This is a genomic window from Candidatus Sulfotelmatobacter sp. (assembly GCA_035498555.1).
In the GTDB taxonomy this organism is placed as follows: Bacteria; Eisenbacteria; RBG-16-71-46; order RBG-16-71-46; family RBG-16-71-46; genus DATKAB01.
This window is the reverse complement of the sequence record DATKAB010000148.1, coordinates 1-17,274: the sequence shown is the minus strand read 5'-3', so window position 1 is coordinate 17,274 and position 17,274 is coordinate 1. Positions and strand designations below refer to the sequence as shown.

15 protein-coding genes are annotated in these 17,274 nt (G+C 69.0%); 8 read left to right on the top strand and 7 right to left on the bottom strand.

Annotation, left to right across the window (positions count from 1 at the left end; all coding sequences use genetic code 11):
- The 7 genes from VMJ70_12380 to VMJ70_12350 form a co-directional block, all read right to left on the bottom strand.
- On the bottom strand, window positions 1-425 hold a 425-nt coding region (locus VMJ70_12380; protein HTO91921.1), incomplete at its 3' end, for a hypothetical protein.
- Entirely contained in the window at window positions 395-1,315 is a 921-nt protein-coding gene (locus VMJ70_12375) for an NAD(P)-dependent oxidoreductase (protein HTO91920.1), read from the bottom strand. The genes VMJ70_12375 and VMJ70_12380, both read right to left, overlap by 31 nt.
- Window positions 1,312-1,842, bottom strand: coding sequence for a dTDP-4-dehydrorhamnose 3,5-epimerase (gene rfbC / locus VMJ70_12370; protein HTO91919.1), 531 nt, complete (start codon window positions 1,840-1,842; stop codon window positions 1,312-1,314). The genes VMJ70_12375 and rfbC overlap by 4 nt, the downstream gene beginning before the upstream one ends.
- On the bottom strand, window positions 1,839-2,882 hold the full coding sequence (locus VMJ70_12365; GenBank protein ID HTO91918.1) for an SDR family oxidoreductase: 1,044 nt from the start codon (window positions 2,880-2,882) through the stop codon (window positions 1,839-1,841). Before VMJ70_12365 ends, rfbC begins: the two co-directional genes overlap by 4 nt.
- 5 nt (window positions 2,883-2,887) lie before the next feature.
- Window positions 2,888-3,655 carry a glucose-1-phosphate cytidylyltransferase gene (gene rfbF, locus VMJ70_12360; protein ID HTO91917.1) on the bottom strand — a complete coding sequence of 256 codons (768 nt, stop codon included), beginning with the start codon at window positions 3,653-3,655 and terminating at the stop codon, window positions 2,888-2,890.
- A 441-nt stretch (window positions 3,656-4,096) separates the two neighbouring features.
- Window positions 4,097-4,648, bottom strand: a complete 552-nt coding sequence (locus VMJ70_12355) for a hypothetical protein (GenBank protein HTO91916.1) — start codon at window positions 4,646-4,648, stop codon at window positions 4,097-4,099.
- A 102-nt stretch (window positions 4,649-4,750) separates the two neighbouring features.
- Window positions 4,751-5,587: a helix-turn-helix transcriptional regulator gene (locus VMJ70_12350; GenBank protein ID HTO91915.1), complete on the bottom strand. Its 837-nt coding sequence runs from the start codon at window positions 5,585-5,587 to the stop codon at window positions 4,751-4,753.
- A gap of 173 nt (window positions 5,588-5,760) precedes the next feature.
- Here VMJ70_12350 and VMJ70_12345 point away from each other — a divergent pair, with 173 nt between their 5' ends.
- The 8 genes from VMJ70_12345 to VMJ70_12310 form a co-directional block, all read left to right on the top strand.
- Window positions 5,761-6,243 (top strand): hypothetical protein, encoded by a 483-nt coding sequence (locus VMJ70_12345; protein ID HTO91914.1) that lies wholly within the window; start codon window positions 5,761-5,763, stop codon window positions 6,241-6,243.
- Window positions 6,244-6,570: 327 nt separating this feature from the next.
- Window positions 6,571-7,665 (top strand): hypothetical protein, encoded by a 1,095-nt coding sequence (locus VMJ70_12340; GenBank protein HTO91913.1) that lies wholly within the window; start codon window positions 6,571-6,573, stop codon window positions 7,663-7,665.
- Between the two features lie 22 nt (window positions 7,666-7,687).
- Window positions 7,688-8,752 (top strand): phosphate ABC transporter substrate-binding protein PstS, encoded by a 1,065-nt coding sequence (gene pstS, locus VMJ70_12335; GenBank protein ID HTO91912.1) that lies wholly within the window; start codon window positions 7,688-7,690, stop codon window positions 8,750-8,752.
- Window positions 8,749-9,714, top strand: coding sequence for a phosphate ABC transporter permease subunit PstC (gene pstC / locus VMJ70_12330; GenBank protein ID HTO91911.1), 966 nt, complete (start codon window positions 8,749-8,751; stop codon window positions 9,712-9,714). Before pstS ends, pstC begins: the two co-directional genes overlap by 4 nt.
- Complete coding sequence (gene pstA, locus VMJ70_12325) at window positions 9,695-10,576, top strand: phosphate ABC transporter permease PstA (GenBank protein HTO91910.1); 882 nt, start codon at window positions 9,695-9,697, stop codon at window positions 10,574-10,576. The genes pstC and pstA overlap by 20 nt, the downstream gene beginning before the upstream one ends.
- A gap of 181 nt (window positions 10,577-10,757) precedes the next feature.
- Entirely contained in the window at window positions 10,758-14,963 is a 4,206-nt protein-coding gene (locus VMJ70_12320; GenBank protein HTO91909.1) for a response regulator, read from the top strand.
- Window positions 14,964-15,048: 85 nt separating this feature from the next.
- Window positions 15,049-16,233 (top strand): MFS transporter, encoded by a 1,185-nt coding sequence (locus VMJ70_12315; protein HTO91908.1) that lies wholly within the window; start codon window positions 15,049-15,051, stop codon window positions 16,231-16,233.
- 104 nt (window positions 16,234-16,337) lie between these two features.
- Window positions 16,338-17,274, top strand: a 937-nt coding sequence (locus tag VMJ70_12310) for a glucose-6-phosphate dehydrogenase (GenBank protein ID HTO91907.1), incomplete at its 3' end; no start/stop codon positions are given.

Here is a 17,274-nt window from a genome sequence, read left to right as displayed (position 1 = left end):
CGCTGTTGCTGCTCTTCGGTGGCACAGATCACGGCGTCGGCACGGCGGCAGGCGGCCTCGATCAGCGAGCGGTAGTCGAGGTGCAGTCGTCGCGTGTGGCCGAGCAGGAACTTGGCGGCCCCGCGCACCAGCGCCCTGGGCGCGGTGGGCGGCTCGTCGAGATACGAATCCACCATGTCGAGCACCAGCCGGGTCGAGGGCGGCAGCCGCACCCACTCGCTCAGATCGCCGGCGCTGCTGGTGACGATCAGGTCGTAGGGGTGGCCCGGGCGCGCGATCTCGAACTTCAGCCCCCGCCGATCAGCGTAGTGGCAGAACCGCCGGCGATCGCCCGGCGCGGTGACGTCGTTGCGCAGGGTCGAGTAGCCGATGCGAAGCCCCGGCGCGAGCGGATTCAGGGCGCCGCGACCAGGCTCTTCGACCATCGAATCGTGTCCTCGAGTCCGGAAATCAGCGTGAAGGCGGGACGCCAACCGGTCGCGCCGCGCAGCCGCGAGACGTCGGCGCAGACGAACGGCGGATCGGTGGGATGGTCGGGGCGGGCACCGAAGCGGGCGAGGCCCTTGCGACCGGTCAGCTGCTCGAGCGTCTCCACGATCTGTCGAATCGTCACCGGCTCACCCGAGCCGACGTTGACCACGCCGGTGAGCGCGCTCTCGGCGGCCGCCACCAGGCCGGCGGCGACGTCGGCGACGTGCAGGAAATCACGCACCTGGACGCCGCTGGTGACGTCGATCGATTCGCCGCGCAGCAGCGAGCGGATCACCGCGGGCACCAGGCGCCGCTCGTCCTCGTGCGGGCCATAGAGGTAGAAAACGCGGGCCCAAGCGAACGAAACCCCGAGCAGCTGCGCGAGCTGCTCGCCCTGATAACGCGTCGCGACCTTCGAGGCCGCGTAGAGGCTCTTCGGGCCGACCGGATTCGATTCGGCGAGCGGCTGGTCGGCGAACTCGTATTCGAAGCACGAGCCGACACCGACGAAGCGCCGGGCGCCGGCCGCCGCGGCCGCCTCGAGCAGCCGCAGGGTGCCGGCGGCGCAGTCGAGGTTCTCGCGAGCGGCGAGGTACTTGCCCGGCACCGCGTACCAGGCCGGATGGATCACCAGCTCCACGCCGCCGCAGGCGGCTTCGAGCTCGGAGCGAGACGCGCTCCACAGGTCGAGCGTCGCGCGTTCGAGCGCGGGCAGCAGCTCGGCGACGCGTCGAGGGTCGGCGCCGGCGCGCATCACGGCGCGCACGGAATGGCCCCGGCGGATCAGCTGGCGCGCGACGTGGCTGCCGATGAAACCGGTGGCGCCGGTGATCAGCACTTTCATGGCCGAAAGTCCGGGTGCGCCGCGTCCTTGGGCGAGAGGATGGGATCGGGCAGCGGCCAGCGGATCCCGAAGCGCGGATCGTTCCAGCGGATCGCCGACTCGTGGCTCGGGGTGTAGAACTGGCTCACGAGATAGAGCACCTCGGTGTCGTCTTCGAGCGCCTGATAGCCGTGCGCGAAGCCTTCGGGCACGTAGAGGGCGCGGCGATTCCGTCGCGACAGCTCGACCCCGAGCCAGTTCAGGTAGGTGGGCGAGTCCGGCCGGAGGTCGATGATCACGTCGTGGATCGTACCGTGGATGCAGCGCACCAGCTTGACCTCGGCGAACGGCGCCCGCTGGTAGTGCATGCCGCGCAGCGTGCCCTTGCTCACGTTTTGCGAGACATTGGCCTGCACCATCTCGGTGGCGAGACCGTGGGCGGCGAATTCCTTCTGGCAGAAGACCCGTGCGAAGAAGCCGCGCTCGTCCCCCCGCGGCTCGAGATCGATGGCGAACGCCCCGGGCAGCGCCAGTGCCTCGAAGATCACGCCCGCACTCCGCCCGTCCACATCAGCTCGCCATCCACCTCGGCCGCGTCGATCAGGTGCTGGAGCTGTTTCAATCGCGTGAAGTCACGGCCGGCGAACTGCTCGTGGGTCAGCTTCAACGCGCCGAAGCGCTCGACGAGCTGGGCGATGCCTCGCTCGACGCTCCAGGCGGGACGGAACTCGGGCAACCGCTCGCGCACGCGAGCGAAGCTGACGTGGTAGTTGCGCGTGTCGGACGAAGCGCCCGCGGCGAACGTCACCTGGGAATTCGGCACGGCTCGCTGAACCAGGTGGGCGAGATCGCGGATCTGATGGTTGTCCTCCTCTCGGCCGACGTTGAAGGCCTGAGCGTGAACGTGCTCGCGCGGCGCGGCGAGTGCGGCGAGGAAGGCGCGCCCCATGTCCTCAACGTGCACGAGCGGCCGCCAGGCGCGGCCGTCGCTCATCAGCTGCACCCTGCCGGTAGTCACCGCCCAGCCGGTCAGGTTGTTGACGACGATGTCGAAGCGGAGCCGCGGCGAGAAACCGTAGGCGGTGGCGAAGCGCAGGAAGGTGGGAGACAGGTCGTCGCCCGCGAGCTGCTGGAGGGCGGCTTCGGTGTCGACCTTGGAGCGCGCGTAAGCGGTGAGCGGCTGGAACGGCGCCTCCTCGGTGAGCGCGCCGCCTGCGCCCTGGCCGTAGATGCTGCACGACGAGGCGAACAGGAATCGCGCCGCGCCTGCCGCGCGCGCCGCCTGCGCAAGCCTGACCGAGCCCTCGAAATTGATGGCGCGGGTGAGCGCGGGGTTGAGCTCGCCGGTGGGGTCGTTGGAGAGCGCGGCGAGGTGGATGATCGCCTGGACGTCGGTCAGGTCTCCGGCGTCAACCGCGCGCAGGTCCTTCCGGATCTGTCGAGTCACGCCGCTGTCGCCGAGCGGACCCATCAGACAGCGCTCGAAGTAGCCGGCGTCGTACCCCCACACCTCGTGGCCGGCCGAGGCCAGCATCGGCGTGAGCACCGTGCCGACGTAGCCGAGATTGCCGGTGACCAGTACGCGCATTCCGCTCACCACAGCTTCCAGGGCGGACGCCCGCCCGCCCACAACTCTTCGAGCACGCGCCGCTCGCGCAGTGTGTCCATCGGCTGCCAGAAGCCCTCGTGCCGGTAGGCCATGAGCTGCCCGTCGCGGGCCAGGCGTTCCATGGGCGTGCGCTCCCACACCGTCTCGTCACCGTCGATAAGATCGAGCACGCCCGGCTCGAGCACGAAGAACCCGCCATTGATCCAGCCCTCGCCGGTCTGCGGCTTCTCCTGGAACTCGCTGATGCGGCTGCCGTCCAGGATGAAGCTGCCGAATCGCGAGGGCGGGCGCACCGCGGTGACGCTCGCGAGCCGACCGTGCGAGCGGTGGAACTCGAGCAGCTGCTTGAGGTCGATGTCGGCGACCCCATCGCCGTAAGTCATCATGAACGTCCCATCCCGGAGCAGCGAACGCAGTCGTCCCACCCGGCCGCCGGTCTGGGTGCCGGGGCCGGTGTCGATCAGATGGAGCTTCCAGCGCGGCTGCTTGCTCCCGAGCACGCGGCTGGTGCCTTCGGATAGATCGATGGTGAGGTCGTTGTTGAGCGCGTAGAAATTGAGGAAGTAGTCCTTGATCTGCTCGCCCATGTAGCCCAGTGCGATCACGAACTCGTCGAATCCCTGAGCCGCGTAGATGTTGAGGATGTGCCAGAGGATCGGCTTGCCGCCGATCTCCACCATCGGCTTGGGCCGCACCGCCGTTTCTTCCTGGAGCCGGCTGCCGAGTCCGCCGGCGAGAATCACGACCTTCACGCCTTCGTTCTCTCAGACGGCGGGAGCCCCCGCGACCCTGAACGACTCATGGCCACAGGCTAGCGTCGGCGCTCGCGGACCGCAATCCTGCGGGCGCCATGCGGCCCGCGATGGCGATCGTCTTCGCGCTCGTGCTGGCCGGCGCGCCACCCGCCTCGGCCGGAGAATCCACGCGAAACAATCTGTACCTTGCGCGCTTGGGCGTGGGTCGGTGGCCCGACGCCGCCGTCGCGACACCTGGGGCGGCTACGCGGGGCTGGGCGGCAGGTTCGACGCGCCCGCCAAACACGGCGCCTTCCGCCTCGAGATCGGTCGAGGGTAGACGCGTTTCGCTTCGCCGGTCTCGGCTCGGTGTTCCCCGGTCAGACCGCGAGCGGGCCGTTGTACGAGCTGCTCCTGGGGCTCGGCTGGGTCAACTAGCGCGCGCGGTGAAGCGCTCCGCTAGAGCGTCGAGCGATCCTTCACCCTCTTGAACTCGCGAACGAAGGCCCTGGCGTCGGCCTCGCTGAATCCCTCGAGCACGTTGCGATCGTGCACGTCGATGTTCTCGAAGATGGTGTCGTTGTCCGAGGTGATGAACACCAGGCGCCCGTTGCGATACTGGACGTCGTCGATGTCGCGAATCGGGCACTCGATCCGGTGATCGAGCATCGCCTCGACCGTGCCGAGCACCACCGCCTTGATGGTCTGCGCGAGCACGTTGTCGTCCTCGAGCTGAATGTCCCTGAACTTGCGATGGAGACTGTGGAACGCGCGATCGCTCAACTGAATGGCCACCACCTTGTTGGTGAGCAGGAGCGTGGCTTGTTCATCGTCGGTGGTAATCGAAAACCGCGCGTCGCGAGTGTCCAACCGCGGGGCCAGCCGGGAGGGTGGATTGCAGGCGGGATTGAGCGTGATGCCGAGGTTGGGATCGGGGTCCCAGTCCCGCGCGAACGCGTTGGATGCGGGAACCAGGGCAAGCGCCAGCAGAAGAAGAGCGAGTCGTCTCATGACCACACCTCGAAAGGGGTCCGGGCGGCGGGTGGACATGTCCCGATTACGCCGCGGGGGGGCGGCGGGTTGCCGCGAGCGGTTCGCTGCCACTGAACCGGCTCACGCGCGGGGCCGGCCGGGCGCCGGTGGGTCCCCGGCCCGGCTTCCGCCGGCCGGCCGGATCAGCTCGCGCCGGCGCAACCGGCTCGGGTTCGAGCCCACCTCCCGCCGGAACAGGACCGTCAGGTGGGAATGGCTCGCGAACCCGCATTCGGCGGCGATTCGCGCCAGCGACCACGACGTGTCGAGCATCAGCGCCAGCGCATGCCGGACGCGGATCCGCAGCAGCGTTCGATGGATGGAAGTGCGCCGGGCGCGTCTGAACGACCGGCACAGCGAGAACACCGACACCCGATGCGGCGCCGCCAGCTCCGCCAGCGACAGGCGCTCGTCGAAGCGCATGGCCAGCGAATGGGCGACCTGGTCCGCGAGCCGTCGCTCGGCCGGCGTCGCCGACCGCCCCGGCGCCGCCTCGGGATCGAGCGCTTCGCAGATCGACTCTTCGGCCCCGATCGTCTCGATCGGGTCCCGCCCCTGAAGCCTTCGGGCCAGCGAGCGGATTCTCAGGTAGCCGGCGTTCGAAAGGGGCACCGAGGTTGCCCGACGATCGCAGGCGCTGTCGGCGGCGGGACCCCCGACCGCGAGGCAGACGTCGCCGCAGCCCTCCGGATGCCGGATCGAGAAGCGTTCCCCCGGCTGGAGCAGGAGCGCTGCAGTCGGGTCTCCGATGCGACGCGAACGCGGGCTCGAGAGCTCGAACCGCCCGCGCAGCACGAACCAGATCCGCGCCCCATTCGCTTGCTCCTCGCGGCGGTCGTGATCGCGGCCGTCGCAGCGGACCAGCGCCGCACGCAGTCGATCGGTTTCCACCACGCCCAGCAGCTCGAGCTTCGGCATACCGCGATTCTACGCCCGCGGATGGGGCACGCGCGGAGCCGATCCGGAGGAGGGCCAGCCCCCCGCAAGAACGTGAAAGCGCCGGGGGGAGCTCGGCCGCTAGGCTCGACACGCCGGCTCGCGGGCCGTCCGCAAGCCTCATTCCGCCGGGGCGCCGCCCCAGGAGGCAAAGCATGCTCACCGAACATCCGTTCCTCCGTCACACGCTGGCGACGCTGGCCTACCGAGGCTCCAAGGCGGTTCGCGGCGCGCCCCCGGAGTTCGCTGAATTCCAGGCAGCGCCGGGCCTCAGGACTCCGGTCCAGATCCTCGCCCACATGGGAGACCTGATGGACTGGGGACTCAGCATGTCGAGAGGCAAAGCGGTGTGGAACGACTCGAAGCCACTCCAGTGGGATGATGAAGTCGAACGCTTCTTCTCGGCGGTGACGAGCTGGGACGAGTTGCTCGCCACCGGCACACCGCTCGCGACCCCGTGGGAGAGGATCTTCCAGGGCTCGATGGCCGACGCGCTCACGCACGTCGGTCAGCTCGCCATGCTGCGGCGGGCGGCCGGCGCTCCGATCCGCGGCGAGAGCTATAACCTCGCCCCGATCCAGATCGGGCAAACCGCGTTCGAGCAACCGCCCGCCACCGCGGGTAGCGAGTTCGACTGACGGGAGTTGCGGGGACGCCATCGTGTTTACATCACGGCAACACGCTGGTGCGGTCGCGGCAACGCCGCGCGCCCCACCTTCCGGTCGGCGTCATTTCGCGGCGCCAGGCGAGTCCTCCGACACGCGGTCGGACCGGGTGCCTCACCCCAGCTCCGGGGCGGCATCCGTCGCGCGGAGTGACTCAGCGAAAGGAGCAGGATGCGACCTCGTCCCCGGGCGTTCGCCGCAGTCGTCGTGCTGTGCCTTGCCGGTTTTCCCCGCAGCTCCCAGTCCGCGCCCGGTGACTCCACCTCCACCTCCCTGAATTCGAATCCAGCGGCCCAGGCCATGATGCCACCACCGGCCTCCACGCCGCCCGACTTCCCACGCGGACGGATCAGCGGGCTGGTTTTCGCCGACGCTTACTACAACGTGGACGGCATCTCCACCCACACCTACAACAGCAGCGGGGCCGATCAGGGGAGCGCGCTGATCGATGGCACCCACCCGATCACCCAGGACCTCAACGGCATCTTCCTGCGACGGGTCTACCTCCAGCTCGACAACGATCTCACGGTTCGGTTCGCGACCCGCTTCCGGCTCGAGGTGGACAGCAGGTCGCTGACCGCCGACGGCAAGATCACGCCGTTCGTCAAGAATGCTTACGTCCTGGCAAAGAGCGCGATACCTCGTGGTGACTTCTACTTTGGCATGCTCAACACACCGGCGTTCGAGAACATCGAGGACTTCTGGCAGTACCGCTCGATCGAGAAGACGCTGGGGGACTTTCGCGGCCTGCAGCCGGCGGCCGATCTGGGCGCCGAGCTGAAGGGCTGGATGGATTCCGATCACCGCGTCGGCTATTCGGCGATGATCGGCAACGGCGCCGGCCAGAGGCCCGAGGGCGATCGCTTCAAGCGTTTCTACGTCAACGTTCCGATCCACGTCGGAGACCTTCGCGTCGAGCCCTATGCCGACTTCCAGGCGATGCGCGTGAATCTCGGCCCCAAGGTGCCCGCGCACACCGACAGCCTCGAGGCCAATCAGGACGGCGCCACGTTCCGGATCTTCGCCGGCTACGAGTTCCGCAGATTCGCCCTCGGTGGCGAGGCGATCAGCCGCGAGACCAGTCATCTGAACGCCAGCAAGACCGAGCAGCGCGGCTATTCGATCTTCGGCCGCTCCATGATCCACCCAAAGTTCGGGGTGGTGGCACGCTTCGACCAGTGGCAGTCCGACGCCAACAATCCCAATCGCGTCGACTCGCAGCTGTGGATCGCCGGCGTCGACTGGGTGCCGACTCCCGATCTGCGAGTCCAACCCAACCTGGAGATCGTGAGATACGACAAGGTCGGCAACCCGGCCGCGGCCAGCGTGCCGGGGCAGAACGATTTCCAGGCCCGCATCACCTTCTACTACCGCTTCAGCAAGCCGCAATCCTGAGCACACGGAGGACACCGTCATCATGAGACCCCATTCGTTGAAGGCCGCGCTGGTCGCGACCGCGCTCGTCGTGCTCCCGGCCTCGGGCGCCGGCGCCCAGAACCTGACGGGAGCGGGCGCCACGTTTCCGTACCCGATCTATTCCAAGTGGTTCGACGCCTATCACCAGAAGACCGGCATCGAGATCAACTATCAATCGATCGGCAGCGGGGCCGGCATCCAACAGGTGAAGGCGGGCACCGTGGACTTCGGCGCCAGCGACGCCGCGCTGTCGAACGATCGTCTGAAGGAGATGCCGCGCAAGGTGGTGCACATTCCGACCGTCGGCGGCTCGCTGGCGATGGTCTACAACCTCCCGGACTTCAAGGGCACCCTGAAGCTCACTCCCGAGGCGATCGCCGGGATCTACATGGGCAAGGTCACGACCTGGAACGACAAGCTGCTCGCGGCAGCGAATCCCGGCGTGGCGCTTCCCTCGGTCCCGTTGCTGCCGGTTCACCGCTCGGACGGCAGCGGCACCACCAACATCTTCACCACCTACCTCTCGGCGGTGAGCGGCCAATGGAAGGAGCTGGTGGGCGCCAACACTTCGGTGTCGTGGCCGGCGGGAGTGGGAGGGAAGGGCAACGAGGGCGTGTCGGGACTGGTGAAGCAGACGCCGGGGGCCATCGGCTACGTGGAGCTGGCCTACGCCAGGCAGAACCAGCTCGCGACCGCCCTGGTGCGCAACAAGGCCGGCCAGTTCATCGCCCCGACGCTGGCTTCGACCACCGCGGCGGTGGCGGCGTCGGCGGGGGCACTGGCCAAGGACGTGCGCACCCCGATCGTGAATGGCGCGAGCCCCGACGCGTATCCGATCGCCGGGCTCACCTTCCTGATCGTTTATCAGGACACCAAGGATCCGGCGAAGGCCAAGGCTCTGCGCGATTTCGTGAACTGGGCCATCCACGACGGGCAGGACATGGTCGAAGCGCTCGACTACGCGCGCCTGCCGGAATCGGTGGTGAAGGTGAACGAGGCGACGCTCAGGACGCTGACCTCGGGCGGCAAGGCCTTGTCCGCGGTCGCGGCGGCGACCGCCCAGTGACGGTTCAGGCCGGCATCGAACGCGCGCCAACTCGCCGGCGCGCGTTCCCCGCCGACGCGCTGCACTTCGCGCTTCTCCAGGGTGCAGCGCTCGTCATCTTCGTGATCGTCGCGCTCATCGTCTGGGAGAGCGCGCGCGGAGCGCTGCCCGCCATGCACGCGTTCGGCTGGCGTTTCCTGGTTTCGACCGACTGGGATCCGGTGGCGGAGAAGTTCGGCGCACTTCCCTACCTGTATGGCACCGCGGTGTCATCGCTCGTCGCGCTGGTCCTGGCGATTCCCCTGGGGCTCGGCACCGCGGTGTACCTGGTGGAGTTGGCACCGCGCACGATCGGCGGCGCCGTGGCGTTCGTGGTCGAGCTGCTGGCCGCCGTCCCCAGCATCGTGTTCGGCGTATGGGGACTGTTCCTGCTCGCGCCGTTCCTTCGCTCGCTGATCGAGCCATGGCTCTTGAAGCACCTCGGCTTCCTGCCGCTGTTCCAGGGTTTCCCGTTCGGTATCGGGATGCTGAACGCGGGCATCGTGCTGGCGGTGATGATCGTGCCCACCATCGTCTCGATCTCGCGCGAGATCCTGCTCTCGATGCCGCGCGCGCTGCGCGAGGCACCCCTGGCGCTGGGCGCGACCCGGGCCGAGGCGGTCGCGGTGACGCTCGACGTCGCGCGCCCCGGAATCCTGGGCGCGATCATCCTCGCGCTGGGCCGCGCGCTCGGCGAGACCATGGCTGTCACCATGGTGATCGGCAACACCAACCGCATCTCGGCCTCGCTGCTCGCACCCGGCGCCACCATGGCGAGCGTGATCGCCAACGAGTTCACCGAGGCCACCGGGCGGCTCCATCTGTCGGCGCTGATCGAAATCGCGCTGGTGCTGTTCGCGGTCACGATCCTGGTCAACGCCGGAGCCCGTCTGCTGGTGATCTGGAGCACGGGAGGACGACGTGATGTCGCCGGCGCCGCCTAGCTCGTTGCCGCGCCTCGAAGCGCGAGGGCCCTCGGCGCTGCGCCGCGCCGCCAATCTCGCGTTCACGATCGCGTGCCACCTGCTGGCCGGGCTCGCGATCCTGCCGCTGATCCTGATCGTGCTCCACCTGGTTCGGCACGGCGCGGCCGGGCTGACGCTCAACTTCTTCACCCGGCTCCCGACGCCGGTGGGGGAGCCCGGCGGCGGCATGGCCAATGCGATCGTCGGCACCCTCGAGCTGGTCGGGCTCGGGACGCTCGCCGCGGTGCCGATCGGCGTGGCGGCCGGGCTCTATCTCGCCGAGTTCGGCGACGGGCCGCTCGGCACCGTGATCCGCACTACCGCCGACGTGCTCGCCGGCGTCCCCTCGATCGTGGTCGGAGTCGCGGCCTACGGGCTGGTGGTGGTGCCGATGGGCCGCTTCTCGGCGCTGGCCGGCGGGTGCGCGCTCGCGATTCTGATGCTGCCGACCATCGTTCGCTCGACCGAAGAAGTGGTGCGACTGGTACCGCGCTCCTATCGCGAGGCGGCACTGGCGCTGGGCGCCCCGCGCTGGCGCATGATCCAGGACGTGGTGCTTCCGGCCGCGGCCGGCGGCGTCATCACCGCTTCGCTGCTGGCGCTGGCGCGTGCCGCCGGTGAAACCGCGCCGCTGCTGTTCACGGCGCTCGGCAGCCGCTTCTGGTCGGTGGCGGTGGACCGGCCGATCGCCTCGCTGCCGATCTACATTTACGACTACGCCCGCTCACCCTACGAGGACTGGAACCGGCAGGCCTGGAGCGCGGCGCTGGTGCTGCTGATACTCGTCACGGTGGTTTCCGCGCTGATGAAGCTGGCCACGCGCGGGCTTCGCTGGCGGTAGCCGGTCGGCCTCAGCCCCCTATATAGAGGTGGGCGCTCCCGGGTGGGCGCGATTCCGCAGGCATCGCTTTCTGCAATCTCACCTCAAGGCCGCCCGCTCGCCGGCCGATAGGGACAACGACAAGGATCGTCCCGGCAAGGACGGCCGGCATCGCATTTTCCCGCGGGGAACTTCGCCTCCCATGTTCGAGCGCCACGGATCTGGACAGCCCGCTTTCTCCGGAGCCCCCACGATTTCGATCGGGCTCCGCGAGGTTCTCGACGCCGCGCCGGACATCATCTTCTGCTGCGATCAGCAGGGGCGCTTCCAGTGGATGAGCGCCGCGATCGATGCCGTTGCCGGAGTGCGCGCCTCGGACCTGCTCGGGAGCTCGTTCACCCGCCTGGTGCCGCTGCCCTATCGCAACCACCTCGCTCGACGCTATCTGCGCCGCGCCCGAAATCTCAAGTCCGACGCGCATCTCGACATCACTCGTATCCAGAACGCCGCCGGCCAGGAAGTGTGGCTCGCGGTGCGCTCGCGAATGTCGCTGCGTCCCGATGGGGAGCTGGTGTTCGTGGGCGTGGCGCGCCCGATGAGCGAGGCCGAGATCGCGCTGGCGATGAGCGAGCTCCCTGCGCAGCCGGCGGCCCCGGCGCTCGAAACCGCGCCGGAGGCGTCCGTGGCCGTCGCGCCGGCGCCCGCGGTGCGGCCGGCGGTGGAAGCCGCGCCCAGCCTCCCGCTCGAATCCTCCTCGAAGGAGCCGACGGCGACCTCGCCGGACTCGGCCGACGCGCCTGCGCGCGGTTGGTCGCTGGCGGTGTCGAAAGGCCCGGAGGCGCCGGCGGAGAGTTCCTCGGCGCCGAACTTTCCGGCGCCACCCGCCGCCGAGGCGCCGGCAGCGCCGGCCGCACCCGTGGTCCGTCCGTTCGATGGACTCCAAATCGTCCCGTTCGAGCAGTTCCCGCCGCCCGACGATATCGCCGGTCGCGCCTCGAGCCCTTCGCCGCCAGTCCCGCCGCTCAAACTGGTGGACGCCTCTCCGGAATCGCAGCTCGCGCCGTCCGCGCCCAACCCGGCCCCGGCACCCGAATCCGCCCCCGAGCCGCTCTCCGCCTCCTTCGTCGCGCCGATCGCGCCCTTCGAGCCGCCGGCCGCGGCGCCTTCGGTGCTGCCGCCGGCCGAATCGAACACCCAGATCCTGGCGGCCATCCAGAGCGCCAACGAGGCGCGAGCCGAGGCCGAGCGCCGGCTGGCCGAGCTCCGTGAGGAGCACGAAGCAGCGCTTCGTCAGGTCGCAGTCTTCGAATCCGAGCGCGACGAGCTGCGCCGCGAGCGCGAGAGCCTTCGCGGCGAGATGGCAGAGGCCAGCCATCGGCGGGACGAGTTCGAGCGCCAGCTGGCGGACACCGTGTCGCGGCGCGAGGCGGCCGAGCGCGAACTTGCCGAACTGGCCCGGGCCAGGGATGCGGCGGAGCGGCAATCCAGCGAAGGCCGCCGGCGCGTCGAGGCCGCCGAGCGCGAGGCGTTCGAATGGAAGCATCGTCACGAGCAGGCGGAGCGGTTGTCGATCGAGGCCCGCCAGTCGCGCGACGCGTCCGAAGCGCAGCTCGCCGACGTCCGGCGCGCGCGCGAGGCCGCCGAGTCGCAGCTGGGGGAATTGCGGGCGCGCGCGGAATCCGCGGAACGACGCGCCGACGAGGCGCGGGCGCGTCTCGAGGCCGCCGAGCGCCAGCTCGGCGAGACGCAGCTCCGGTTCGCCGAGGTGGAGCAGCGCGCCGCGGCCGGAGCCGACGCTCGCACCCAGAACGCGCTCCAGCAACTCGAAGCCCTGCGGCAGGAGCACCGTCGCGCGCTGGACCTCGCGCGCGACGAAGCGGCTCGCGCGGTGGACGCGGCACGGCTGGAGGGCATTCGGTCGCTCGAGGCGGCGCGCCTCGAAGGCGCGCGCGCGCTGGACGAAGCCCGGTTCGACGCGAGCCGCGCCATGGAAGCGGCCCGCACCGAGCACGCGCGCGCGCTGGAAGCCGTCCACGAGGAGCACGCACGCGCCCTCGAGACGGCTCGCGGCGAGGCCGCGCGCAACGCCGACTCGACCGGGGCGGCGAGCCTGCGCGAGCTCGAAGCGTCACGCGCCGAGTGCGCCCGGCTGCAGGCGCGGCTCACCGAGGCCGAACGCCGCTGCCACGAACTGCAGGCGCAGTTCTCGAACGTGGATCGGCGCGTCCAGGACGCTCAGTACGCGCTGACCGAGGCGCAGGCCCAGGCCCAGCTCAAGGGCGACTTCCTCGCCACCATCAGTCACGAGATCCGCACCCCCATGAACGGCGTGATGGGCATGACGCATCTGCTGCTCGAGACCGAGCTGGACAACGAGCAGCGCAACCTGGTCGAGGTGATCCGCAATTCGAGCCAGACCCTCATCCATCTGATCGACGACACGCTCGACTTCTCGAAGCTCGAGGCCGGCCGGCTCGAGATCGAGAAGCTGGACTTCGATCTGCGCGTGACCGTGGACGAAGTGAGCGCGCTGCTGGCGCCGATGGCGAACGCCAAGGCGCTCGACTTCGATTGCCAGGTGAGTCACGAGGTGCCGTCGCGCCTGAAGGGCGACCCGGGCCGCATTCGCCAGGTGCTGTTCAATCTGGGCGGTAACGCGATCAAGTTCACCGAGGAGGGGTGTGTGACGGTGCGCGTCGATCGCGTCTCCGAGGACGACGCGCGCGTCACTCTCAAGTTCTCGGTGACCGACACCGGCGGCGGCGAGTCGCGCGAGGAGCTGGCACACGTGTTCCAGAGCGCGGCGTCTCCCGATGCCGCGATTACGCGCCAGTATGGCGGCGCCGGTCTTGGGCTCGCGATTTCGCGCTCGCTGGTCACCCTGATGGGGGGTGAAGTGGGTGTCGAGACCGCGGAGGGGTTGGGGAGCAGCTACTGGTTCCGCATGGCGCTCGACAAGCAGGCCGGCCCCGCCTACAGCGCCGCACCCAAGAACGTCCAGCTGCGAGGCATGCGGGTCATCGTGGTGGATCCGTCCAAGAACATCCGCCAGTCGCTCAAGGAGATGCTCTCGGCATGGGGATGCGAAACCGATGAGGCCGACTCGGCCGACGAAGCGCTCACCCGCATGCGCAACGCCGCGTCGGAGGGTCGCCCGCACCAGGTGGCGCTGATCGAAATGCAGCTCCCCGGGACCAACGGCGAGCAGCTGGGATGGGCGATCCGCTCGGATGCCGCGCTCGAGCGCACCATCACCATGATGATGACCAGCGTCGGCCGCAAGGGCGATGCGCAGCGCGCTCAGACCATGGGCTTCTCGGCGTACCTCTTGAAGCCGATCGAATGGGGTGAGCTCTACGATGGCTTGATCGAGGTGGTTCACGCGCAGCAGAGCCAGACGCCGGGCAACGCTCCCGCGCTGGTCACGCGGCATTCGCTGGCCGAAGCGCGGCGCGGTCGCATGCGGATCCTGCTGGTCGAGGACAACGCCGTGAATCAGCTGGTCGCCAACTGGGCGCTGCAACGGCTCGGCTACACCATCGACGTCGCGAACAACGCGAACGAAGCGCTCAGCCGCTCCGAAACCCAGCGTTACGACCTGATCCTGATGGACGTCCAGATGCCGGACATGGACGGCTTCAAGACCACCACCGCGATCCGCACACGCGAGCGCGGCGGACTGCGCACCCCGATCGTGGCGATGACCGGCAACACTCAGCCGAGCGAGATCGAGCGTTGCCACGCTGCCGGCATGGACGATTGCCTGCCCAAACCCATCGACATCGGGCAGCTGTGCAGCATGGTCGAGCGCTGGACACGAGCCCATTCGAATCAGGCGGCTTCCGCCGAACGCTCGCCGGTGCGCGCGAGTGCGATTACGCTCAAGGCTCCGGATCTCGAGAAGAAGCTCGAGCTGATGGCCCGCGGCGACGCCCCGGCCGGCGAAGCGAAGCGCTCGCCCGGCGACACCCTCGACGCTCTGCCTGCGAACCTCGAGAACAGCGGCATTGGCTTCAAGCCGGTGGTGATCGATTCCGAGGACGCAGCGGCGCCGGAGGTGCCGATCGACAACGCGCGCCTGGAGGGCTCGTCCATGGGAATCGCGGCGTTGCGCGACACGCTGCTCAACACTTTCCTCGCCGACGTCCCGCCGCGACTCGAGCGCCTGGCGGCGGCAATGATCGAGCACGAGGCGCACCGCATCGAATTCGAGGCGCACGGCCTGATGGGCATGTGCGCCACGGTCGGAGCGGTGGCCTGCGAGCGCGTGTTCGCCCAGATCGAACGCCTGGCGGCCGAGGAGCGCGTGACCGAGTGCACGCGGCTCCTGCCCAGGGCCAAGGCGGAAGTCGAGCGCACCGAGGCCTACATTTCGCGCCTCGAGCGCATTCTTTCCCGGGCGGCGTAGCCGGACGAATTTCCGCGAGCCGCCGGTCTCCTCCTGCCCGCGCGTCACGCGCGAGTGACGCCGCTGTGCTACCGTTTCCGGGCAAATGAAGTTCGATCTGCGTCCTCGCCTGTTGCTGCTCTCCTTCGCCCACTTCTCGACCGACGCCTACTCGAGCTTCTTCTCGCCGCTCCTTCCGCTGCTCGTGCATCGCCTGCACCTGAGCCTCACCCAGGTGGGCAGCCTGGTGGCATTCGCCGCGATTTCGTCGTCTTTCGCACAGCCGCTCTACGGCTGGGTCTCGGACCGGCTCCACCGTCCGTGGTTCGTGGCATTCGGACCGATGGTGGCCGCGATCTTCCTGAGCAGCATCGGCCTCGCGCCGAGCTACGGCGCACTGGTGGCCCTGCTCATGATCGGCGGCATGGGCGTCGCGGCCTTCCATCCACAGGCCGCGGTGCTGGCCAGCGAACAGGGCACCAGTCGATCACTGGCGATGTCGATCTTCGTCACCGGCGGCACACTCGGCTTCGCGCTTGGGCCCCTGTTCGCGGTTTCGGTGGCAGGTCGCTTCGGCATCGAACGCACCTGGCTCGCCGCGATTCCCGGCCTGCTGGTGGCCGTGCTGCTCACTTCGTGGTTCGCGCGCGTCACGCCGCGAGCGCGGCATCTCGGCGGGCGTCCCGCGCTCGGCGAGCTGAGACCGGTGCTGCGTCCGCTCGCGCTCCTCTACCTGGCGGTGGTCTGTCGCTCGGCGGTCTCCTACGGATTCATGACCTTCCTGCCGATCCATCTGCACGCGCGCGGTTACTCGCTCTCGGCCGGCGGCGGCCTGACCACCGCGTATCTGGCGCTCGGCGCGCTCGGCGGATTCATGGGCGGGTGGCTCGCGGATCGCTACGGCGGCCGCCGCGTGGTGGCGATCTCGTTCCTGGGCGCGACCCCGCTCTACTTCGGCTTCCTGTTCCTCCCCGCGCCATGGAACCTGGTGTCGTTGATCTGCGGCAGCCTGGTGCTGCAGGGCTCGTTGCCGGTCAACGTCGTGCTCGGCCAGGAGCTCTCGCCGAGGCACTCGTCCACCATCTCGAGCCTGCTGATGGGCGCGGCGTGGGGTTTGGGCGCGCTGCTGATCGGGCCGATCGGGGTGCTGGCCGATCATCGCGGCCTGCACGTCGCGCTGGAGGTGCTGGCCTGCATGGCGCCGCTCGGACTGGTGTGTGCATGGTCGTTGCCGCGGGGGGTGGCCGCGAGGCCGACCGAGCTGGTGCCGAGCGCGGCGGGAGGCAAGTAGGGCCGCCCACTTGCGTCACGGCGCCGCGTGACGTTTGATGGTCGTCGTCAAGGGCCGGATGTCGTGCATCCAACCGCGGAGGTCCGGATGAGCGGACATCGTTCGTGAGCGCTCAGGTCACGCTCCAGGCCGGCGCGATCCCGGCGCCGGCGATTCGCCAGGGCCCACCGTGCGTGATGGTGGTATTCGGCGCGAGCGGTGATCTCACCAAACGCAAACTGGTGCCGGCGCTCTACAACCTGGCCTTCGGCCGCTCGTTGTCAGCGAACTTCGCGGCGGTGGGTTTCGCCCGCCGCGACTGGAGCGCGGACGCATTCCGCGAGGCGATGCGCGCCGGAGTGAACGAATTCTCGCGCCGCAAACCGGTCGATCCGGCGGTGTGGGAGGAGTTCGCACCGCGCCTCGATTTTGTTCAGGGCGAGTTCCACGATCCGGCCGCGTACCTGCGTCTCGCCCAGCGACTCCAGGCCATCGATCAGGCGCTCGGCACGGAGGGGAATCGGCTGTACTACCTGGCAACTCCGCCCACCGATTTCCCCACCATTCTTCACCGGCTTCAGGCGGCCGGTCTCATCGCCCGGCCGAACGAGGGCGCGTGGACTCGCGTCATCCTCGAGAAGCCGTTCGGCCGCGACGAGGAATCCGCCCACGCACTGAACTTGCTGGTTGGGCGCGTGCTCGATGAAAGCCAGACCTTCCGCATCGACCACTACCTCGGCAAGGAAACGGTGCAGAACATCCTCGCCTTCCGGTTCTCCAACGGGATGTTCGAGCCGCTCTGGAGCAAGCAGCACGTCGACCACATCCAGTTCACGGTCGGCGAGACCGTGGGGGTGGAGAGCCGCGGGCGCTACTACGACACCGCCGGCGTCCTGCGGGACATGGTCCAGAACCACATGTTCCAGATGCTCGCCTACCTCTGCATGGAACCGCCGTCCTCGGTCCGCGCCGATGCGGTGCGCAACGAAAAGGCGAAGCTCCTCGATTCGGTGCGCATCATGCGGCCCGAGGACGTGCTGCGCGACACCGTGCGCGGCCAGT